The sequence below is a fragment of the Pseudomonas sp. CBS genome, assembly GCF_024734645.1.
GTDB lineage: Bacteria > Pseudomonadota > Gammaproteobacteria > Pseudomonadales > Pseudomonadaceae > Aquipseudomonas.
Genome location: NZ_CP102929.1, coordinates 3,684,008 through 3,705,237, shown reverse-complemented (window position 1 = coordinate 3,705,237; position 21,230 = coordinate 3,684,008). Strand labels below are relative to the sequence as shown.

The window sequence follows — 21,230 nt, the reverse complement described above, 5'->3', positions numbered from 1 at the left end:
CAAGCCACGAGGCACCTCATGATCCGCGAAGAATTCCTGCGTTTGGCCGCTGCCGGCTACAACCGTATCCCCATGGCCTGCGAAACCCTGGCCGACTTCGACACGCCATTGTCGATCTACCTGAAGCTGGCCGACGAGCCCAACTCCTATCTGCTGGAGTCGGTGCAGGGTGGCGAGAAATGGGGCCGTTATTCGATCATCGGCCTGCCGTGCCGTACGGTGCTGCGTGTCCATGATCACCATGTGAGCATCACCCTGGACGGCGTCGAGATTGAAAGCCACGACGTGGAAGATCCGCTGGCCTTCGTCGAGGCGTTCAAGGCGCGCTACAACGTGCCGACCATCGCCGGCCTGCCGCGCTTCAACGGCGGCCTGGTGGGTTACTTCGGCTACGACTGCGTGCGCTACGTGGAAAAACGCCTGGGCAAATCTCCGAACCCCGATCCGTTGGGCGTGCCGGACATTCTGCTGATGGTTTCCGACGCGGTGGTGGTGTTCGATAACCTCGCGGGCAAGATGCACGCGATTGTGTTGGCCGACCCTTCCCAGGCCGATGCGTTCGAGCAAGGCCAGGCCAGCCTCGAAGCGCTGCTGGAAAAGCTGCGTCAGCCGATTACTCCGCGCCGTGGCCTGGACCTTAGCCGTCCACCGGCGGCCGACCCGGTGTTCCGCTCCAGCTTTACCCAGGCTGACTACGAGCGTGCCGTCGATACCATCAAGGAATATATCCTTGCCGGTGATTGCATGCAGGTGGTGCCGTCGCAACGCATGTCCATCGACTTCAAGGCCGCGCCCATCGATTTGTACCGGGCGCTGCGCTGCTTCAACCCGACGCCGTACATGTACTTCTTCAACTTTGGCGACTTCCATGTGGTTGGCAGTTCGCCGGAAGTGCTGGTGCGTGTGGAAGACAACCTGATCACCGTGCGCCCGATTGCCGGCACGCGCCCTCGCGGTGCGACCGAGGAGGCGGACCTGGCGCTGGAGCAGGACCTGCTGAGCGACGACAAGGAAATCGCCGAGCACTTGATGCTGATCGACCTGGGCCGCAACGACACCGGGCGTGTTTCGGAAATCGGTTCGGTGAAGCTCACCGAGAAGATGGTGATCGAGCGTTATTCCAACGTGATGCACATCGTGTCCAACGTCACCGGCGAGCTGAAGGCCGGATTGACCGCGATGGATGCACTGCGGGCGATCCTGCCGGCGGGCACCTTATCGGGTGCGCCGAAGATTCGTGCGATGGAAATCATCGACGAGCTGGAGCCGGTCAAGCGGGGTGTGTATGGCGGCGCGGTGGGGTATTTCGCCTGGAACGGCAATATGGACACTGCGATCGCGATCCGTACGGCGGTGATCAAGGACGGCGAACTGCACGTGCAGGCAGGCGGCGGGATCGTGGCCGACTCGGTGCCGGCGCTGGAGTGGGAAGAAACACTGAACAAGCGCCGGGCGATGTTCCGTGCGGTGGCGTTGGCTGAGCAGACCCCGCAGGACTGAAGTCAGACGTAGATCAAAAATGTGGGAGCGGGCTTGCTCGCGAAGGCGGTGTGACAGTCACCTGATGTATTGACTGACCCACTGCATTCGCGAGCAAGCCCGCTCCCACATTTGTTTTTGTGCAATCTTCAAGTCCGAGTCAGAAATTCAGACTCACCCCGACACTCACCCCTTGCTGGGTAAAGTTGTCATCCTTCCTCACGTTATAGGCCGCGTTCAGCGCCAGGTCCTTGGTCACCTTGTGGCTAATCCCCAGGTTCAAGCGATCCGAATTGCTGCGTGGCGTGTAGCCGTCCAGTTTGAAATCAATCCCCGGCACGCTGTTGAGGGACATCCCCACTCGCTGCGTATCGTTTTCAAACTCGTGTTCGTGGGCCACTTCACCAAACACCAGGGTTTGCGCAGTGAAGCGGTAGTTGGCTTGTAATCCGATTCCCAGGCGCTTGGAGTCGCGCTGTTGGTCATCAAAGGTCAGCGCGGTGGAACGGGCATCTTTCTCCGAATAACCATTCACCTCGACCCGCGAATAATCGGCGCTGATGAAGGGCGAGAAGTGCCATTCGCTGTTCGGCTCGGCGATGTCATACCCCACGCGTGCGCTCAAGGCCCATAGCCAGCCGTCAGTGTCGCCTTTCTCGGTGCCTTCGCTGATGCCCAGGGCGAACTTGCGCTTGAGGTTGTCGAAGTCCAGCTTGCCGCCGGTCAGTGCGGCGTCGGCCCACCAGTGGTCCTCTTGATACTGGGCGAACGCGGTGCCCAGGTAGCTATTGAGCTTGTAGTCCGAATCGCTGGCGCCGGCCTCAAGACTCTGGCGGTAGAAGCCTGCCGCCACACCCACGCGCCATTCGTCATTGAGCCTGTAGCTGCCACCGATGTTCAGGTTGTAGCCGCTGCCGTCACCGCTGGCCGAGCTGTTTTGATCATCGAAGTCCAGGTGCTGGCCGCCAGCGTCGACAATCGCCCGCCACTGGCCTACGGCCTGCCAGCTACCCGAGTCGGCTTGCCATTGGTTGCGCAATGAATCCTGATGGGCGCGCAAGGTACCTTGGGCCATTTCCGGAAGCAGGGTGATTTCCCAAGGGGCAGCCAGCAGCGAATACGCGTAGTCGGCGATCAAGACCTGGCCGGCCTCGGTCGGGTGGACGGTGTCGTTGTAAATCAGCTTGGTTGGGTCCGGGTTGGTACCGCCGACGCCATACACGGGGTTCCGGCAGGTGGTGCCGCTGAAGCAGGTCTGGTTGAGGTTCTGGTTGGTGGCAAAGCCAAAGCGCCCGGGATCGGCGAAGGTTTCCTTGAGCAGCAACGGAATGTTCAGCGGGATGATCTGCGCATCGATTTGCGACAGGCGCTGCACCAGGGTCTGGTTGAATACGCCGGCCAACGCGCTGACCGTCCCTTGGAGCGGCGTGCCATTGACGGCAGGTGTCAGGCCCAGGTCCGGCAGCATCCACACCATGACATATCGGGCGCCAGCCTGTTGCAGGGCCTGGGCGCTGTCGGCCAGGCGACCGGCTGCGGCCGAGGCTTGGCCGGGGCTGAGGACCAGGCCGTCGAGGAAGTCATTCCCGCCGCCGGAGAGAAAGTACAACGCGTTGGGGTCGGCTCGGCCGCCCGTGGATGCCAGGTATCCGGGGCGGGTACGCAACACCTGCCCGGTGTCGCTATCGGTGACGGTGGAGTTACCGGTGATGGCATCGTAGATCTGCTGGGTGGTGTAGCCGCCGACGGCCCAGTTGTTACCGTCTGCCTGGCCTTGAGCGGCGCGCTGCGGCGAGGTGGATGCGTTCAGGTCGCCTGCTGCCACTCCCAGCTTGCCGCCCAATAATGTCGAGGAAATCAGCGAAGTGCTTTCGCCGCTGCCGTCGAAGTACTGCGGGCCGGTGCGGTTGGTGAAGCGATAGGTTGAGCCGGGTGCCCCAGGGTCGGCGAATGTCCCGGCATCGGCCAGGCTGTCGCCGAATACGATCATGGTCGAGTAGGGCGACGGCGCGGCGAACGCTTGGGAGCAAGCCAGGCTTAGCAGGCAGCCGACGAGTGGAGCGAAATAAGGGGTCTTGGTCATGAGTCCGTCCATGCTTTTGTTTTTTTATCAGCACTGTGACTGTAGCGACCTTTCAAGGGTTCTGAAAAAATTGACGCCAATTATCGGTCGGGCACTTCGCCCCGTATTTGCGGCGCCATATTGCACCGCTGGCGAGGCTACGTTACTGTGCTTGGACGTATGAATGAGACCCTCCCCGTGTTGATCATCAGCAAACTCTTGATGCGAGTAGTCAAGGCACACGCCCGTTGGCGTTGGCGCGCCTAACTTTTCTCTACCGGCCCCGCCGGACCTGTACCGATTTGCCTTCTTCACCCTTTGTTCGACGCCCCTTGCCGGCCAACCCCGGCAACCGGAAAGTGCGTCTGGCAGCGGGTCACTCCCTTGGAAGGCCGTCATTAGAAGTCAGTGAATTCAAGAGGTTTTAACCCACATGTTGCTGATGATTGATAACTACGACTCCTTTACCTACAACGTTGTGCAGTACCTGGGCGAGCTCGGCGCCGAGGTCAAGGTAGTGCGCAACGACGAATTGAGCGTGGCGCAAATCGCCGCGTTGAACCCTGAACGCATCGTTGTTTCCCCAGGCCCGTGCACGCCGACCGAAGCCGGCATCTCCCTCGAAGCCATCCAATATTTCGCCGGCAAGCTGCCGATCCTGGGCGTGTGCCTGGGCCATCAGTCCATCGGCCAGGCGTTCGGCGGCGACGTAGTTCGCGCCCGCCAGGTGATGCACGGCAAGACCAGCCCGGTGTTCCACAAGGACCAGGGCGTATTCCACGGTTTGAACCTGCCGGTGACGGTCACCCGCTACCACTCGCTGGTGGTCAAGCGTGAAACCCTGCCCGAATGCCTTGAGCTGACGGCCTGGACCCAACTGGAAGACGGCTCCGTCGACGAGATCATGGGCCTGCGTCACAAGACACTGAACGTCGAAGGGGTGCAATTTCACCCGGAATCGATTTTGACCGAGCAGGGCTACGAGCTGTTCGCTAACTTTCTCAAGCAGAGCGGCGGCACGCGCTAAGGACTTTTCATGGATATCAAGACTGCCCTGAGCCGTATCGTCGGCCATCTGGACCTGAGCACCGCTGAAATGAGCGATGTGATGCGCGAGATCATGACCGGTCAATGCACCGATGCGCAGATCGGCGCGTTCATGATGGCCATGCGCATGAAGAGCGAGAGCATCGACGAAATCGTCGGCGCCGTGTCGGTCATGCGTGAGCTGGCCGACAAGGTCGAACTCAAGACCCTCGACGGCGTGGTCGACGTGGTCGGCACCGGCGGCGACGGTGCGAACATTTTCAACGTGTCGACGGCTTCTTCCTTTGTAGTGGCGGCCGCCGGCTGCACCGTGGCCAAACACGGTAACCGCGCGGTGTCGGGTAAAAGCGGCAGTGCCGATTTGCTGGAGGCCGCAGGTATCTACCTGAACCTGACCCCGGTACAAGTGGCGCGTTGCATCGATAACGTCGGCATCGGCTTCATGTTTGCCCAGTCCCATCACGGCGCGATGAAGCATGCCGCCGGTCCGCGCAAGGACTTGGGCCTGCGCACCCTGTTCAACATGCTCGGCCCGCTTACGAATCCGGCCGGTGTGAAGCATCAGGTGGTGGGCGTGTTCAGCCAGGCGCTGTGCCGGCCATTGGCCGAAGTCTTGCAGCGCCTGGGCAGCAAGCATGTGCTGGTGGTGCACTCCAAGGACGGCCTGGACGAGTTCAGCCTGGCCGCACCGACCTTCGTGGCGGAGCTGAAGGACGACCAGGTCACCGAATATTGGGTCGAACCTGAAGACCTCGGCATGAAAAGCCAGAGCCTGCACGGCCTGGCGGTGGAAAGCCCGGCGGCCTCCCTTGAATTGATTCGCGATGCCCTGGGGCGTCGCAAGACCGAAAACGGCCAGAAAGCCGCAGAAATGATTGTGCTCAATGCCGGTGCGGCGCTGTATGCCGCGGATCACGCCTACAGTCTTAAAGAGGGTGTTGCCCTCGCTCATGATGCATTGCATACCGGGCTGGCGCGCGAAAAGCTCGAAGAACTGGGTGCGTTTACTGCGGTGTTCAAAGTGGAGAATGAAGGATGAGTGTTCCGACCGTTCTGGAGAAAATCCTGGCTCGCAAGGCAGAAGAAGTCGCTGAGCGCCGCGCCCGGGTCAGCCTGGCTGAGCTGGAAGGCCTGGCGAAAACCGCTGATGCACCGCGCGGGTTTGCCAATGCGCTGATCAAGCAGGCCAAGGAAAAGCAGCCGGCCGTTATCGCTGAAATCAAGAAGGCTTCGCCGAGCAAGGGCGTGATCCGCGAGATCTTCATCCCTGAAGACATTGCCAAGAGCTATGAAAAGGGCGGCGCGACGTGCCTCTCGGTGTTGACTGATATCGACTTCTTCCAGGGTTCCGACCTGTACTTGCAGCAAGCACGTGCCGCGTGCTCGCTGCCGGTGATCCGCAAGGACTTCATGGTCGACCCCTACCAGATCGTCGAAGCCCGTGCCTTGGGCGCCGATTGCGTGCTGTTGATCGTCTCCGCACTGGATGACGTGAAGATGGCCGAACTGGCGGCTGTGGCCAAAAGTGTTGGCCTCGATGTGCTGGTGGAAGTGCACGACGGTGATGAACTGGAACGCGCGTTGAAAACCCTCGACACACCGTTGGTGGGCGTCAACAACCGCAACCTGCACACGTTTGAAGTCAGCCTGGAAAACACCCTCGACCTGTTGCCGCGTATCCCGCGTGACCGGTTGGTGATTACCGAAAGTGGCATCGTCAATCGTGCCGATGTCGAACTGATGGAAATCAGCGGCGTGTACTCGTTCCTCGTCGGCGAAACCTTCATGCGTGCCGAGAACCCGGGAGCTGAATTGCAGCGCCTGTTCTTCCCGGAGCGTGGCGTCGCCGTCAGCGGTTCGACCCTGGATTGATGATGACCCAGCCGGTGGCGATGACGGTCGAGGCAGGCCTTAAGGCCGAGCAGGGTTTGCTCGCCGCTGTCTGCGCGGGTGAGCAACCGTTCGGCCTGTTGTTCTGGCAGCCCAGCGATCAAGCGTTGGTGATGCCTCGTCGGTTGAGCCGCCTTCCGGCATTCGAGACCGCCAGCCAGGTGTCGGCAGACGCCGGTTGGCCGGTGCTGCTGCGGGAAACGGGCGGGGAGCCGGTTCCGCAATCGGCAGCCACGGTCAATATCGCGCTGGTCTACGCGCCACCGCGCAGTGAAGGTGACCAAGGTCGCATCGAAACCGGCTACCAGCGTTTGTGCCAGCCGATTTGCGACCTGCTTATCGAGCTGGGTGGCAATGCCTCGGTGGGCGAGATTGACGGGGCCTTTTGCGACGGTCGCTACAACGTCAATCTGGATGGCCGCAAAATGGTCGGCACTGCCCAGCGCTGGCGCCAGAGTGGCGGGCGCCCGGTGGGGTTGGTGCATGGTGCGTTGTTGCTGGATGATGATCGCGTCGAGTTGATCGCCGCGGTCAATCGCTTCAATGAAGCGTGTGGCCTGGAACAACGGGTGCGCGCCGAAAGCCACATCGCGCTGCACGAAGCCTTTGCTGCGCCAGACGCGATTGCCCGGCTCGACACGTTATACCGCCAGATGCTTGCGAGCTTCCTCACGGTTTAACGGGTACCGAAGACCACCATGGTCTTGCCTTTGACATGCACCAGGTTGCGTTCTTCCAGGTCCTTCAGCACCCGGCCAACCATTTCCCTCGAGCAACCGACGATCCGCCCTATTTCCTGGCGGGTGATCTTGATCTGCATCCCGTCGGGATGGGTCATGGCATCCGGCTGCTTGCACAGTTCCAGCAGGCAGCGGGCAACCCGGCCGGTGACGTCGAAAAATGCCAGGTCGCCGACTTTGCGCGTGGTGTCTCTCAGGCGCTGGGCGATCTGGCCGCTCAAGGCGTACAGAATGTCGGGGTCCTGCTGGGCCAATTCGCGAAACTTGGCATAGCTGATCTCGGCGACTTCGCATTCGACCTTGGCCCGCACCCAGGCGCTGCGCTCCTGTTCCTTGCCCGCTTGCTCGAAAAGTCCGAGCTCGCCGAAGAAATCTCCGGTATTGAGGTAGGCGATGATCATTTCGCGGCCATCGTCATCCTCGATCAGGATGGTGACTGAGCCTTTGATAATGAAGAACAGGGTTTCTGAACGCTCGCCCGCGCAGATGATGTTGTGCTTGGCCGGATGACGCCGGCGCTGACAATGCATCAGCAGTTTGTCGAGGTTCTTGATCTTGGGTGTGGGAGTAATCGCAACCATGGTTGTATCCCGAAAAGACTGCACGGTGTTGTTGAGCTTGTTTTTTTGGTCAGCGCGATCAACGGTTGAGTTATGTCACCCAATGGATGGCAATGCGCCATTGATTTGGCGCCAGCTTAACAGACACATTCCGGCTCCATTAGGGAATTTACCCCGTAATCGCTGCTGTTGATCACTTTCATGGGAAACGCTGAGGTCCCAAAGCCCTGTGCTAAGCTGGCGACCCTTTTTTAGCAGTGGAGTCTGGGCGATGAAGGCACGCATCCAATGGGCGGGCGAAGCCATGTTCCTCGGTGAGTCGGGCAGTGGCCATGTTGTGGTCATGGACGGTCCGCCTGAGGCCGGTGGCCGCAACCTGGGCGTACGCCCGATGGAAATGCTCCTGCTTGGTGTAGGCGGTTGCAGCAATTTCGATGTGGTCAGCATCTTGAAGAAGTCCCGCCAGGCCGTGGAAAGCTGCGAAGCGTTCCTGGAAGCTGAGCGTGCGACCGAAGACCCGAAGGTGTTTACCAAGATCCACATGCACTTTGTCGTCAAGGGCCGGGCGCTGAAAGAAGCCCAGGTCAAGCGTGCCATCGAGCTGTCGGCTGAGAAGTATTGCTCGGCCTCGATCATGTTGGGCGCTGCGGGTGTTGCCATCACTCATGACTACGAGATCATTGAGCTTGGCTGATCGTTGATTGGCAGGCAAAAAGAAAGGGCGCTTAAAAAGCGCCCTTTTTGCGTTATGCGGGACTGTCAGATGCGGTAAGTGCTCTTGGTCATGACCTTGGCCAACAGGCTCATGCCAAACTTCACCGGCGCCGGGAAGCGGAAGCCGCCCGCGTCCAGCGCGCTTTCGGCGTGATGTTCTTCATCAATGCGCATCTGCTCAAGAATCGCCCGGGACTTTTCGTCCTCAGCCGGCAGTTGCTCAAGGTGTTCATTGAGGTGCTTGCACACCTGATGCTCGGTGGCCGCTACAAAACCCAGGCTGACTTTGTCGCTGATCAAGCCCGCTACCGCGCCGATACCAAACGATAAGCCGTAGAACAGCGGATTCAGCACGCTTGGATGGCTGTTCAACTGGCGGATGCGTTGCTCGCACCAGGCCAGGTGGTCGATTTCTTCTTCGGCAGCGTGTTCCATGGCGGCGCGCACTTGCGGCAGCTTGGCGGTCAGGGCCTGGCCTTGGTACAACGCCTGGGCACAGACTTCACCGGTATGGTTGATGCGCATCAGGCCGGCGACGTGGCGGGTGTCGGTCTCGCTCATCTGTGCTTCGGGCTGCACGATGGCGGGCGACGGACGGTGCGGTTGGCCACTGAATGGCAACAGCGTGCGCATGGCCGTGTCGGCTTGCAGCAACAGGCGATCAATCGGCGAGTAGTGACGTTGGGTAGTCATGCTGACCTCCGGGAAGAATCTCGGCGGCCAGTTTACCGCAAGAGAGGGGGAAGCGTTTGCGCTGGGTCAAATTGCTTGTGTGGCGAGGGAGCTTGCTCCCGCTGGAGTGCGCAGCGCTCTCGTTTTTGGGGCTGCTACGCAGCCCAGCGGGAGCAAGCTCCCTCGCCACAGGGAGTGCTCAGCCCGGCGGCCAGTTCATCTGGCGCTGACCCAGCACGTGCATATGGATGTGATAAACGGTCTGCCCGCCGTCTTCATTGCAGTTCATCACCACACGGAAGCCCTTTTCGCAGCCTTGCTCCACCGCCAGGCGCTGGGCGGTGAACAGGATATGCCCGGCCAGTGCCTTGTCTTCCTCGGTGAGGTCGTTAAGGGTGCGGATCGGCTTTTTCGGGATCACCAGGAAATGCACCGGGGCCATTGGCGCGATGTCGTGGAATGCCAGGACCTGGTCATCCTCGTAGATGATCTTCGCGGGTATTTCTCTGTTGATGATCTTGGTGAACAGAGTATCCACAGCTGTTTCTCCATTGTGAAAGTGCAGGGTGAGTGTACTCACGCGATCAGCGCGGGCAATAGGCCTTGTTGATCGCGCCGGCGATTTTGCGGGTCAGCCAGCGCGGGCTCAGGCGCGGGCTGAACGCCAGCCAGCGATTACGCCGGCCCGGAATGATGATGGCTTTGTTCTTGGCCAGAGCGCGCACGGTGTAGAGCGCGACTTCTTCCGGGCTCATCAGCTGTTGGCTGCGGTCGAGCTTGGCGGTGTCCATTTGTGCGGTGCCGAAGAATGCGGTGCGGGTCGGGCCCGGGCAGAGTACGGAAACCTTGATGCCGCAGGTCTTCAGTTCCTCGCGCAAGCCTTCGGAGAAGTGCAGCACGTAGGCCTTGCTGGCGTAGTACGTGCTCATCCACGGCCCTGGCTGGAAGGCGGCAACCGACGCGACGTTGAGAATCTGCCCACCGCCGTGCAGGGCCATGGCATTGCCGAGTGCATGGCACATGCGGGTCAGGGCCAGGATGTTGACTTCCATCAGGTCCTGTTCGGTCATCCAGTCCTGTGCCAGGAACGGGCCGCTGGTGCCGATGCCGGCGCAGTTGACCAGCAGGTCGATCTGCCGCTCGCCTTCCTCGAGCTCCAGCAGGAACCCCGACAGCCGCAAGGGTTCACCGAGGTCGCAGGCGCGGAACAGCACTTCGACGCCGAAGCGCTGAGTCAATTCGATTGCAATGCTTTCCAACTGATCACGCTGGCGGGCCACCAGAATCAAGCTGCGGCCGCGACGGGCCAGTGCTTCGGCCAAGGCCAGGCCGATGCCGCTGGAGGCACCGGTGATCAGAGCGTAACGGGTCATGCGTTTCTCCATCGCAACGCTACCGGGCCTGTGACAGAGGCGTCACAGGCGTCGGGCGTTTTTCACTGTTGCGTAGAGTCTACAGGTTCGGCTGCGTCGTCAGCACTTTGCACGTCGACTTCATCGACGGTGGTGGCCTGGTCGCTGTCGTCATCGGAGTTGATGGAGCTGCTTTCGTAGCTACCGCCTACGTCGCTTTCCAGTTGGTCCAGGTAGCCGCTCATGCCCACTAGCACTGCGCCGGCAAAGACCAGCGGAATGAATGCCAGCCACAGGGCGGACAGGATTTTGACCGCGGTAGAGTTGCGCGGTGGCGGCGCGCCGTACTGGTTGGCGCCGGTATTGCCCGGGAGCACCATCAGCAGAATCGGGAAGATGCTGCCTACGAAGGGCACCAGGTGCAGAAACCACAGCCAGCCGGACCAGCCCAGGTCATGCAGGCGCTGCACGGTGATCTGCACGCTGACCCACACAGCGGCCACGAGCAGGGCAATCCCCACCAGGAAGCCAATGACCATGGCAATCGTTGGAGACACCGCGGCGATGCCCAGCCCGACAGTGAAGAACGCGCCTGAGATAAGGAGCATCACCACGCTCAACACCAGTGTCCACGCCAGGAAGCGCAGGCGTCCGATACGACCGTTGACGGTGAACACTTTAAGGGTGGAAAACTCCGGCAGGTTCTCGCCGACGGCTGCCCGGGGCGGGGCGTAAGGCGAAGCGGCGGGGCGGGTGTAATCAGTGGAACTGCCGGCGTCCGTTTCGTGGGTTTCGGCAAGGCTGAAGGCGACAGGCTGCTCTTCTTCTATGCGTGCATCGACCCCGGCGTTTTTCAACGCTTGCAGATAGGTCTCGGCATCGGCGCGGGAAAGGTCGCGTTTCAGGGCGACCGGGCGGCCGGTAAAGAGTTTTTCGATCGCTTCAACGTCGCTTTTGAACAGTTCGGCGAGATTCAGCTTGGCGGTGGTGCTTTCGACACCCGGGAGCAATGCGCCATCAAACACAATCTTGAAACGGTTGTCGCTCATGCGGGCATCCTTGTCACTTGAATGGGGGAAGCCTGCTTTGATCAGCAGGCGTTACATCGCGGGTCAGCGTGGCCAGCGTGCCGGCAGTTGTGCCGCGTGCTCGAGCGCCTTGCGGTATTCGGCATCCAGGCGGGCCACGAGTTCATCGACGCTGGGCAAATCATCAATTTCACCGACGCCCTGGCCGGCGGACCAGACGGTCTTCCAGGCTTTGGCTTCGTCGTTGAGCGGCTTGAGCTTGGAGCCGAAATTGACTTCGCCCTTGCCTTGCAGCGCGGCCAGATCGAAACCGGCGTTTTCCAGGCTCTGGCGCATGAAGCTTGCGGGTACACCGGAGACGGCTGGAGTGTGCACGATGTCGGCGGCGCGCGATGTGAGCAGCATCTCTTTATAAGCATCCGGGGCGTGGCTTTCGGTGGTGCCGATAAAGCGGGTGCCGAAATAGGCCAGGTCAGCGCCGAGCAGTTGCGCGGCGAGGATTTCGTGGCCGTGGTTCAGGCAACCGGCGAGCAGCAGGGTTTTGTCGAAGAACTGACGGATTTCTGCAATCAGCGAAAATGGGCTCCAGGTGCCGGCGTGACCACCGGCGCCGGCTGCAACGGCGATCAGGCCATCAACGCCGGCCTCAGCGGCTTTCTCTGCATGGCGCCGGGTGGTGACGTCGTGGAATACCAGGCCACCGTAGCTGTGTACGGCGTCCACCAATTCTTTCACCGCGCCCAGGCTGGTGATGACGATCGGCACTTTGTGCTCGACGCAGATCGCCAGGTCAGCTTCCACACGTGGGTTGCTGTTGTGCACGATCAGGTTGACCGCATAGGGCGCCGGGTTGTCCAGCAGCGCCAGGCCCGCTTCGATCTCTTCCAGCCATGCCTTGAAACCGCTGCTTTCCCGTTGGTTGAGGGCAGGAAAACTGCCGACGATTCCGTTACGGCAGCAGGCCAGGACCAGTTGCGGGTTGGAAATAAGAAACATCGGCGCAGCCACGACAGGCAGGCGCAGACTGTGTTCGAGTGAAGCGGGCAGCGACATTGGAAGTACCCCGAGTAATAGAGATTAGAACGGTTTAACTACGACCAAAATTACGATAGCCAGCAATATCAGAACTGGCACTTCATTGAACCAGCGATAAAAGACATGGCCGCGGGTGTTTTCGCCACGGGCAAAACGTTTTACCTGCGCGCCGCACATGTGGTGGTAGCCGATGAGCAGCACTACCAGGGTCAACTTGGCGTGGATCCACGCGCCGGATTGAAAGATGGCCGGGTTGAGGTAGATCAGCCAGCCGCCGAACACCAGGCTGGCAATCATCGCCGGCCCCATGATGCCGCGGTAGAGCTTGCGCTCCATGACGCTGAAGCGTTCCTTGCTGACGGTGTCCTCGCTTTGGGCGTGGTAGACGAACAGGCGCGGAAGGTAGAACAGCGCGGCAAACCAGCAAACGATGCTGACGATATGGAAGGCTTTGACCCATAGATAAAGCATTTTTAGTTATTCCCAGGTTCACGGTAGCTGAAGATAGTAGTGGCTCAAGCGTCTACACGTCACGTTGACGGTTGTCGCAGGACGATACGGACCCTATTATCGACGGCTTTCCAGTGGGTTCGTTGAGGGCAGGTTTATGGTCAAGGTCGGTATCGTCGGCGGCACGGGTTACACCGGTGTCGAATTGCTGCGTCTGTTGGCTCAGCATCCGCAAGCTGAGGTGGTGGTGATCACTTCCCGATCCGAGGCCGGCCTGGCGGTGGCGGACATGTATCCGAACCTGCGAGGCCACTACGACGGCCTGGCGTTCAGCGTGCCGGATATCAACACCCTGGGTGCCTGTGATGTGGTGTTCTTCGCCACGCCCCACGGTGTTGCCCACGCCCTGGCGGGCGAGTTGCTGGCGGCGGGCACCAAGGTGATCGACTTGTCGGCGGACTTCCGCCTGCAGGACGCCGATGAGTGGGCCAAGTGGTACGGCCAGCCTCACGGTGCACCGGAGTTGCTGGAGGAAGCGGTGTACGGCCTGCCGGAAGTCAATCGTGAGCAAATCAAGCAGGCGCGCCTGATCGCGGTGCCGGGTTGCTATCCAACCGCTACGCAGCTGGGTTTCCTGCCATTGCTGGAAGCCGGGTTGGCGGACGCATCGCGGCTGATTGCTGACTGCAAGTCGGGCGTCAGCGGCGCGGGTCGTGGGGCAGCCGTAGGCTCGCTGTACTCCGAGACGTCGGAAAGCATGAAAGCCTATGCGGTCAAAGGTCACCGTCACTTGCCGGAAATTCGCCAGGGGCTGCGTCGCGCAGCAGGTAAAGATGTCGGCCTGACGTTTGTGCCGCACCTGACGCCGATGATCCGCGGGATCCACTCCACGCTGTATGCGACAGTCGTTGATCGTTCGGTGGACCTGCAGGCGCTGTTTGAAAAACGTTATGCCAATGAGCCGTTCGTCGATGTGATGCCGGCGGGCAGCCACCCGGAAACCCGCAGCGTGCGTGGTGCCAATGTGTGCCGTATCGCGGTGCACCGTCCACAGGATGGTGATCTGGTGGTGGTGCTGTCGGTGATCGATAACCTGGTCAAGGGCGCCTCGGGCCAGGCTGTGCAGAACATGAACATCCTGTTTGGCCTGGATGAGAAGCTGGGCCTGTCCCACGCGGGCATGCTGCCGTAAGTTTTCTGCTGTCGCGCAAAGGCCCGTTGATCGGGCCTTTCGTGTTTTTAATGGCCGCTGCGCAGATTGATATACCGTAACAATAGTTGACCGCTTTTCTAGGAGAAGCGGATAATGCCCGCCATCACGCATATGGCGGCGCTACGCCGGGAGATTATCAGCATGAGCGTTGAATCCTTCACCCCCACGGCTTTGCAATTCACCCACGGTGCTGCGCACAAGGTGAAGAGCCTGGTCGATGAAGAGGGTAATGATCGCTTGAAGCTGCGCGTATTTGTTACGGGCGGCGGTTGTTCAGGGTTTCAGTACGGTTTCACCTTCGATGAAGACGTGGCCGATGACGACACCATCGTTGAGCGCGAGGGCGTAAGCCTGGTCGTCGATCCGATGAGCTTTCAGTACCTGGCAGGAGCCGAGGTGGACTATCAGGAAGGTCTGGAAGGTTCGCGCTTCGTGATCAAGAACCCGAATGCCACTACTACTTGTGGTTGCGGGTCTTCGTTCTCGATCTGATCGAAAGCGGATGTAAAAACGCCGCTTGGCCTTGATAGGGTCAAGCGGCGTTTTGCTATGTGGGGCTTTTAGGTGGGGTAGATCGCGCCGAGTACGCGAAGGCCGCGGGCGCCGGTGACGCTGGGGCGATTGGCGGCGATGCCTTCAAGGCAGCAATGCGCCAGCCAGGCGAAGGCCATGGCTTCGACCCAGTCGGGGTCCACGCCGTAAGTGGCGGTGCTGCTGACTTGGGTGGCTGGTAGCAGTGCGCCGAGGCGGTTCATCAAGGTTGCGTTGTGGGCGCCGCCGCCGCAGACCAGCAGGGTTTCGGTCTGTGGTTGTGCGGTTTGCAGGGATTCGACGATGGTCAGGGCGGTCAGCTCAAGCAGCGTGGCTTGCACGTCTTGGGCTGCGAATGGCGGTAACCGTCCCAGGTGATGCTCGAGCCATTCCAGGTTGAAGACTTCGCGGCCGGTGCTTTTTGGCCCTTTGGTCACGAAGAACGGATCGCTGAGTAACGCCTTGAGTAGCTGGGGTTCAACTTTCCCGCTGGCAGCCCACAGGCCATCGCGGTCGAAGTTCTCGCCGCGTTGCTGGTGAATCCAGGCATCCAGCAGGACGTTACCCGGGCCGCAGTCAAAGCCAGCGACCGGCTTGCCAGTCTCGATCAAGCTGAGGTTGCTGAAGCCGCCAACGTTCAATACGGCGCGGTTGCCCGTGCGCTCGCCAAACAACGCCTCATGGAAGGCAGGAACCAATGGGGCGCCTTGTCCACCTGCGGCGACATCGCGGCTGCGGAAATCACTGACGACGGTGATTCCGGTCAATTCGGTGAGCAGCGCCGGGTTGCCGATCTGCACGGTAAAGCCTCGGGCGGGTTCATGGCGAATGGTTTGGCCGTGGCTGCCGATCGCTCGAATGTCCTGAGGTTTGAGTTTCTGCTGATCGAGTAGGGCGTGAATGCCTTGGGCGGCAAGTGTCACCCAGTTGTGCTGGGCGATCGCCGAGCGGGCAATCTCGTCCGGGCCGCTGGCGCAAAGGCCAAGCAGCTCGGAGCGCAGGGACTCAGGCATGGGTATGTAGTGGGTGGCGATCAGCTTGATCGCCGGCTGCAGCTCGATCAGCGCAATGTCCAGGCCATCAAGGCTGGTCCCGGACATCACACCTATATAGAGCGACATGGCTTAGCGTTTCGCCGAGGCCAGGAGGGTGGAGCGCTCCTGGTCCATGCGGGCCATGAGTGGCTGGCTCTGCTGCAGGAAGCGTGCGCGCTCGGCCTTGGCGATTGGATCAGCCATTGGCAGCTTTTGACCCAGTGGGTCGACGTGCACCCCGTTGACCTGGAACTCGTAGTGCAGGTGCGGGCCGGTGGACAGGCCGGTGGTGCCGATATAGCCAATCACCTGGCCTTGCTTGACGTTGCCGCCAGTCTGGATGCCTTTGGCAAAACCTTGCATGTGACCATACAGGGTACGGTAGGTGTTGCCGTGCTGGATGATCACGGTGTTGCCGTAGCCGCCACGGCGACCTGCCAGCAATACCTTGCCGTCACCAGCAGCCTTGATCGGCGTGCCACGTGGGGCGGCGTAGTCGACGCCTTTGTGAGCGCGAATTTTGTTCAGAATTGGATGCTTGCGACCCATCGAGAAACGCGAGCTAATACGGGCGAAGTCAACCGGAGTACGGATGAAAGCCTTGCGCATGCTGTTGCCGTCGGCGGTGTAGTAGCTGCTGTTGCCTTGTTTGTTGGTGTAGCGCACGGCGGTGTAGGTCTTGCCGCGGTTGGTGAACCGCGCAGAAAGGATATTGCCGGTGCCGACAACCTTGCCGTTGGCGACCTTTTGCTCGTAGATCACGTCGAATTCGTCGCCCTGGCGAATGTCCTGGGCGAAGTCGATGTCGTAGCCAAACACGCTGGCCATGTCCATGGTCATGCTGTGGGACAAGCCAGCGCGGGCGGCGGATTGCGACAACGAGCTGTTGATCACGCCGTGTACATAGGCGGAGCGCATCACTGGCTTGGTGGTGATGCGATTGAACGCAAAGCCCTTGGCGCCTTTGGTCAGCGTGATGCTTTCCAGGTCGCTGATATTGCTATGCAGGTTGTTCAGTTGGCCATCGGGCGCCAACTCGAATTCGAGCTTCTGGCCATGCTTGAGCTGGGTGAACTGCTTGGCCTGCTTGTCGCTTGCCAGCACATCGTTGACCGTCGCGGCTGGGAGGCCGACCTTTTCGAACAGGGTCGAAAGAGTGTCGCCCTTGGCAACAATGACTTCGCGGTGTAGCGGATTCTTGGGTGCTTCTACGGCAGGCTCGACCTTTGCGGTCTCTTTAGTGTCTTCAGCGCTGTCTTCGATCTGGGCAAACGGCGATTCTGCTGCGCCATTTGTGGCTTGCAGTGCGTCGGAAGCGTCTTGATCTTGTGTCAGTTGCTCAACCGGACTTTCCAGGTCAAGGCTCAGTGTCGTTCGTTTGGCTTCTACATCGCTGGAAGGAAATACCAGGAGTGCCAGGCTCAGAAGGGCGGCGATCCCACTTGCGGCGAGCAGGTGGGTCTTCGGGTAAAGCGGCGGCGCTTTAGACGGTTCTGTGGTCATAAGTAATTTTGACTTTGAAAAGATGAATTGGAAAAGATGAATGACATGATGAAGATGAAATAACTGTATAAAATATAACCAAATCATCTGTGGCGCAAGCTTGCGAACGCTGGGCTTGCTGAACGGTGTCCGTGCGCAGGGCAAAACTTGTAATTAGTCCCTGATCTTGTATGGTTGGTTCCCTTTTGAATCTGAGCCTTGCGGGTCTGTTATGAAGTCGGTTGAAGAGCAGCTAGCGCTGATCAAGCGTGGTGCGGAAGAACTGTTGGTCGAAGCTGAGCTGATCGAAAAGCTCAAGCGTGGCCAGCCCCTGCGTATTAAGGCCGGCTTTGATCCGACAGCGCCGGATCTGCACCTTGGGCATACGGTGCTTATTAATAAGCTGCGCCAGTTCCAGGAGCTGGGGCATCAGGTGATCTTCCTTATAGGTGACTTCACCGGGATGATCGGCGATCCGAGCGGCAAGAGCGCTACGCGTCCGCCGCTGACCCGTGAGCAGGTTCTCGATAATGCCGAGACCTACAAAACCCAAGTCTTCAAGATTCTCGATCCGGCCAAGACCGAGGTGGCATTCAACTCCACCTGGATGGATCAGATGGGGCCGGCGGACTTCATTCGTCTGACGTCCCAATACACCGTTGCTCGCATGCTCGAGCGCGATGACTTCGATAAGCGCTACTCCACCAATCAGCCGATCGCGATCCATGAGTTCCTGTACCCGTTGGTTCAAGGGTATGACTCGGTGGCGTTGCGTGCCGATGTCGAGTTGGGCGGTACCGATCAGAAGTTCAACCTGCTGATGGGGCGTGAGCTGCAGCGTGCGTATGGGCAAGAGGCTCAGTGCATTCTGACCATGCCTTTGCTGGAGGGGTTGGATGGCGTCAAGAAGATGTCCAAGTCCTTGGGTAACTACGTTGGTATCCAGGAAGCGCCGGGTGTGATGTACGGCAAGCTGGTTTCGATTCCGGATGCGCTGATGTGGCGTTACTTTGAGCTGCTGAGCTTCCGCTCGATGGATGAGATCAATGCATTGCGTGCTGAAGTGGAAGCTGGTGCGAATCCGCGGGATGTGAAGATCAAGCTGGCGGAAGAGATTGTTGCGCGCTTCCACGGCGAAGAGGCTGCTGCCAGCGCTCACCGTGCTGCGGGTAACCGTATGAAGGATGGCGAGCTGCCGGATGATCTGCCTGAGGTTGAATTGACTGCTGCCGAGGCAATGCCGATTGCTGCTGTCCTTAATAAGGCGGGCTTGGTGAAGAACTCGGCAGTGGCGCGCGACCTTCTGGGGTCTGGCGGTGTGCGTATAGATGGTGAGGTTGTTGATCGCACCTTTATATACGAGCTGGGCGCGACTCACGTTTGCCAGGCCGGCAAGAAGGCATTTGCGCGTATTACGCTTAAATCCGAATAAACCTGAAATTAACTGTTGACGGCGATTTATATCTGTCTATAATTCGCCCCACTTCCGGCGCAGTCGAAACGGAAAACTCCTTGGTAAACAAAGAGTTATGTAGGTTTCGACAGCGAGCTGCTTCAGATCATCGAAGCCCAGAAGGAGTTAATAAGGCGGTGTTGTTTAGCCCTATTAACGGTTCGATCTTCTCGGTCGAAAGCGGAGAAAAAGAGGTGTTGACAGCAGCGTGTAACGCTGTAGAATTCGCCTCCCGCTAACGAGAGATCGGAAGCGCAAGTGGTTGAAGTTACAAAGGAAACTTTGAAAGCTTCTTAAAAAAACCGCTTGACAGCAACAGAGGCTGCTGTAGAATGCGCGCCTCGGTTGAGACGAAAGATCTTAACCAACCGCTCTTTAACAACTGAATCAAGCAATTCGTGTGGGTGCTTGTGGAGTCAGACTGATAGTCAACAAGATTATCAGCATCACAAGTTACTCCGCGAGAAATCAAAGATGTAACCAACGATTGCTGAGCCAAGTTTAGGGTTTCTTAAAAACCCAAAGATGTTTGAACTGAAGAGTTTGATCATGGCTCAGATTGAACGCTGGCGGCAGGCCTAACACATGCAAGTCGAGCGGTAGAGAGAAGCTTGCTTCTCTTGAGAGCGGCGGACGGGTGAGTAATGCCTAGGAATCTGCCTGGTAGTGGGGGATAACGTTCGGAAACGGACGCTAATACCGCATACGTCCTACGGGAGAAAGCAGGGGACCTTCGGGCCTTGCGCTATCAGATGAGCCTAGGTCGGATTAGCTAGTTGGTGGGGTAATGGCTCACCAAGGCGACGATCCGTAACTGGTCTGAGAGGATGATCAGTCACACTGGAACTGAGACACGGTCCAGACTCCTACGGGAGGCAGCAGTGGGGAATATTGGACAATGGGCGAAAGCCTGATCCAGCCATGCCGCGTGTGTGAAGAAGGTCTTCGGATTGTAAAGCACTTTAAGTTGGGAGGAAGGGCAGTAAATTAATACTTTGCTGTTTTGACGTTACCGACAGAATAAGCACCGGCTAACTCTGTGCCAGCAGCCGCGGTAATACAGAGGGTGCAAGCGTTAATCGGAATTACTGGGCGTAAAGCGCGCGTAGGTGGTTCGTTAAGTTGGATGTGAAATCCCCGGGCTCAACCTGGGAACTGCATTCAAAACTGACGAGCTAGAGTATGGTAGAGGGTGGTGGAATTTCCTGTGTAGCGGTGAAATGCGTAGATATAGGAAGGAACACCAGTGGCGAAGGCGACCACCTGGACTGATACTGACACTGAGGTGCGAAAGCGTGGGGAGCAAACAGGATTAGATACCCTGGTAGTCCACGCCGTAAACGATGTCAACTAGCCGTTGGGAGCCTTGAGCTCTTAGTGGCGCAGCTAACGCATTAAGTTGACCGCCTGGGGAGTACGGCCGCAAGGTTAAAACTCAAATGAATTGACGGGGGCCCGCACAAGCGGTGGAGCATGTGGTTTAATTCGAAGCAACGCGAAGAACCTTACCAGGCCTTGACATCCAATGAACTTTCTAGAGATAGATTGGTGCCTTCGGGAACATTGAGACAGGTGCTGCATGGCTGTCGTCAGCTCGTGTCGTGAGATGTTGGGTTAAGTCCCGTAACGAGCGCAACCCTTGTCCTTAGTTACCAGCACGTAATGGTGGGCACTCTAAGGAGACTGCCGGTGACAAACCGGAGGAAGGTGGGGATGACGTCAAGTCATCATGGCCCTTACGGCCTGGGCTACACACGTGCTACAATGGTCGGTACAGAGGGTTGCCAAGCCGCGAGGTGGAGCTAATCCCAGAAAACCGATCGTAGTCCGGATCGCAGTCTGCAACTCGACTGCGTGAAGTCGGAATCGCTAGTAATCGCGAATCAGAATGTCGCGGTGAATACGTTCCCGGGCCTTGTACACACCGCCCGTCACACCATGGGAGTGGGTTGCACCAGAAGTAGCTAGTCTAACCTTCGGGAGGACGGTTACCACGGTGTGATTCATGACTGGGGTGAAGTCGTAACAAGGTAGCCGTAGGGGAACCTGCGGCTGGATCACCTCCTTAATCGACGACATCAGCTGCTCCATAAGTTCCCACACGAATTGCTTGATTCATTGAAGAAGACGATAAGAAGCAGCCCGAAATTGGGTCTGTAGCTCAGTTGGTTAGAGCGCACCCCTGATAAGGGTGAGGTCGGCAGTTCGAATCTGCCCAGACCCACCAATTTTGTGTGGGAAACGCCTGTAGAAATACGGGGCCATAGCTCAGCTGGGAGAGCGCCTGCCTTGCACGCAGGAGGTCAACGGTTCGATCCCGTTTGGCTCCACCACTACTGCTTCTACGTTATGAAAGCTTAGAAATGAGCATTCCATCGTTGTGATGGTGAATGTTGATTTCTAGTCTTTGATTAGATCGTTCTTTAAAAATTTGGGTATGTGATAGAAAGATAGACTGAACGTTACTTTCACTGGTAACGGATCAGGC

At 58.9% G+C, this 21,230-nt stretch carries 19 protein-coding genes, 2 tRNA genes and 1 rRNA gene; 12 read left to right on the top strand and 10 right to left on the bottom strand.

The annotated features are described in order from the left end of the window. The first annotated feature begins 18 nt into the window (after window positions 1–18). Complete coding sequence (trpE, locus tag NVB75_RS16990; RefSeq protein ID WP_093204481.1) at window positions 19–1,500, top strand: anthranilate synthase component I; 1,482 nt, start codon at window positions 19–21, stop codon at window positions 1,498–1,500. A gap of 139 nt (window positions 1,501–1,639) precedes the next feature. Here trpE and estP read toward each other — a convergent pair whose 3' ends face one another. Then, the gene (gene estP / locus NVB75_RS16985; RefSeq protein WP_258342442.1) at window positions 1,640–3,562 is read right to left on the bottom strand and encodes an esterase EstP; all 1,923 of its coding nucleotides are present in this window, start codon (window positions 3,560–3,562) and stop codon (window positions 1,640–1,642) included. Window positions 3,563–3,974: 412 nt separating this feature from the next. On the opposite strand from estP, the gene NVB75_RS16980 reads away from it, so the two are divergent. The 4 genes from NVB75_RS16980 to NVB75_RS16965 are packed head-to-tail and all read left to right on the top strand — an operon-like array spanning window position 3,975 to window position 7,158. Further along, the gene (locus NVB75_RS16980; RefSeq protein ID WP_258342441.1) at window positions 3,975–4,568 is read left to right on the top strand and encodes an aminodeoxychorismate/anthranilate synthase component II; all 594 of its coding nucleotides are present in this window, start codon (window positions 3,975–3,977) and stop codon (window positions 4,566–4,568) included. Window positions 4,569–4,577: 9 nt separating this feature from the next. Continuing rightward, complete coding sequence (trpD, locus tag NVB75_RS16975) at window positions 4,578–5,627, top strand: anthranilate phosphoribosyltransferase (RefSeq protein ID WP_017476335.1); 1,050 nt, start codon at window positions 4,578–4,580, stop codon at window positions 5,625–5,627. Continuing rightward, window positions 5,624–6,460 (top strand): indole-3-glycerol phosphate synthase TrpC, encoded by an 837-nt coding sequence (gene trpC / locus NVB75_RS16970; RefSeq protein ID WP_063026793.1) that lies wholly within the window; start codon window positions 5,624–5,626, stop codon window positions 6,458–6,460. The genes trpD and trpC overlap by 4 nt, the downstream gene beginning before the upstream one ends. 2 nt (window positions 6,461–6,462) lie before the next feature. Then, the gene (locus tag NVB75_RS16965) at window positions 6,463–7,158 is read left to right on the top strand and encodes a lipoate--protein ligase family protein (protein ID WP_258342440.1); all 696 of its coding nucleotides are present in this window, start codon (window positions 6,463–6,465) and stop codon (window positions 7,156–7,158) included. On the opposite strand, the gene crp is transcribed toward NVB75_RS16965, so the two are convergent. Continuing rightward, window positions 7,155–7,799, bottom strand: coding sequence for a cAMP-activated global transcriptional regulator CRP (crp, locus tag NVB75_RS16960; RefSeq protein WP_017476332.1), 645 nt, complete (start codon window positions 7,797–7,799; stop codon window positions 7,155–7,157). The genes NVB75_RS16965 and crp overlap by 4 nt on opposite strands. Window positions 7,800–8,049: 250 nt before the next feature. Here crp and NVB75_RS16955 point away from each other — a divergent pair, with 250 nt between their 5' ends. Beyond that, complete coding sequence (locus tag NVB75_RS16955) at window positions 8,050–8,472, top strand: OsmC family protein (RefSeq protein WP_005792019.1); 423 nt, start codon at window positions 8,050–8,052, stop codon at window positions 8,470–8,472. Between the two features lie 65 nt (window positions 8,473–8,537). Here NVB75_RS16955 and coq7 read toward each other — a convergent pair whose 3' ends face one another. The 6 genes from coq7 to hemJ all read right to left on the bottom strand — a co-directional run bounded on the left by coq7 (window position 8,538) and on the right by hemJ (window position 13,050). Further along, window positions 8,538–9,185 (bottom strand): 2-polyprenyl-3-methyl-6-methoxy-1,4-benzoquinone monooxygenase, encoded by a 648-nt coding sequence (gene coq7 / locus NVB75_RS16950; protein WP_076017915.1) that lies wholly within the window; start codon window positions 9,183–9,185, stop codon window positions 8,538–8,540. A gap of 178 nt (window positions 9,186–9,363) precedes the next feature. Further along, entirely contained in the window at window positions 9,364–9,702 is a 339-nt protein-coding gene (locus NVB75_RS16945) for a histidine triad nucleotide-binding protein (RefSeq protein WP_003210943.1), read from the bottom strand. A 46-nt stretch (window positions 9,703–9,748) separates the two neighbouring features. Further along, window positions 9,749–10,537: an SDR family oxidoreductase gene (locus NVB75_RS16940; protein ID WP_010167219.1), complete on the bottom strand. Its 789-nt coding sequence runs from the start codon at window positions 10,535–10,537 to the stop codon at window positions 9,749–9,751. Between the two features lie 62 nt (window positions 10,538–10,599). Beyond that, the gene (locus NVB75_RS16935; RefSeq protein ID WP_017476330.1) at window positions 10,600–11,565 is read right to left on the bottom strand and encodes a DUF805 domain-containing protein; all 966 of its coding nucleotides are present in this window, start codon (window positions 11,563–11,565) and stop codon (window positions 10,600–10,602) included. A gap of 63 nt (window positions 11,566–11,628) precedes the next feature. Continuing rightward, window positions 11,629–12,597 carry a nitronate monooxygenase family protein gene (locus NVB75_RS16930; protein ID WP_076017917.1) on the bottom strand — a complete coding sequence of 323 codons (969 nt, stop codon included), beginning with the start codon at window positions 12,595–12,597 and terminating at the stop codon, window positions 11,629–11,631. Between the two features lie 24 nt (window positions 12,598–12,621). Beyond that, window positions 12,622–13,050 (bottom strand): protoporphyrinogen oxidase HemJ, encoded by a 429-nt coding sequence (gene hemJ, locus NVB75_RS16925; RefSeq protein WP_258342437.1) that lies wholly within the window; start codon window positions 13,048–13,050, stop codon window positions 12,622–12,624. 136 nt (window positions 13,051–13,186) lie between these two features. Here hemJ and argC point away from each other — a divergent pair, with 136 nt between their 5' ends. Both argC and erpA read left to right on the top strand, forming a co-directional pair. Beyond that, a complete protein-coding gene (gene argC / locus NVB75_RS16920; RefSeq protein ID WP_027605886.1) occupies window positions 13,187–14,221 on the top strand; it encodes an N-acetyl-gamma-glutamyl-phosphate reductase in 1,035 nt (344 codons plus the stop codon). Window positions 14,222–14,383: 162 nt separating this feature from the next. Then, the gene (gene erpA, locus NVB75_RS16915; protein WP_003176443.1) at window positions 14,384–14,734 is read left to right on the top strand and encodes an iron-sulfur cluster insertion protein ErpA; all 351 of its coding nucleotides are present in this window, start codon (window positions 14,384–14,386) and stop codon (window positions 14,732–14,734) included. A 68-nt stretch (window positions 14,735–14,802) separates the two neighbouring features. On the opposite strand, the gene NVB75_RS16910 is transcribed toward erpA, so the two are convergent. Next, a complete protein-coding gene (locus NVB75_RS16910; protein ID WP_258342436.1) occupies window positions 14,803–15,894 on the bottom strand; it encodes an anhydro-N-acetylmuramic acid kinase in 1,092 nt (363 codons plus the stop codon). Between the two features lie 3 nt (window positions 15,895–15,897). Beyond that, window positions 15,898–17,310: a peptidoglycan DD-metalloendopeptidase family protein gene (locus NVB75_RS16905; protein WP_258342435.1), complete on the bottom strand. Its 1,413-nt coding sequence runs from the start codon at window positions 17,308–17,310 to the stop codon at window positions 15,898–15,900. Between the two features lie 211 nt (window positions 17,311–17,521). On the opposite strand from NVB75_RS16905, the gene tyrS reads away from it, so the two are divergent. From tyrS to NVB75_RS16885, 4 genes are all read left to right on the top strand, one after another. Beyond that, complete coding sequence (gene tyrS, locus NVB75_RS16900) at window positions 17,522–18,721, top strand: tyrosine--tRNA ligase (RefSeq protein WP_063026809.1); 1,200 nt, start codon at window positions 17,522–17,524, stop codon at window positions 18,719–18,721. A 552-nt stretch (window positions 18,722–19,273) separates the two neighbouring features. Next, a 16S ribosomal RNA gene (locus tag NVB75_RS16895) occupies window positions 19,274–20,810 on the top strand. Between the two features lie 82 nt (window positions 20,811–20,892). After that, window positions 20,893–20,969: transfer RNA gene (locus NVB75_RS16890), tRNA-Ile, on the top strand. A 30-nt stretch (window positions 20,970–20,999) separates the two neighbouring features. Next, a tRNA-Ala gene (locus tag NVB75_RS16885) sits at window positions 21,000–21,075 on the top strand. Window positions 21,076–21,230 lie beyond the last annotated feature (155 nt).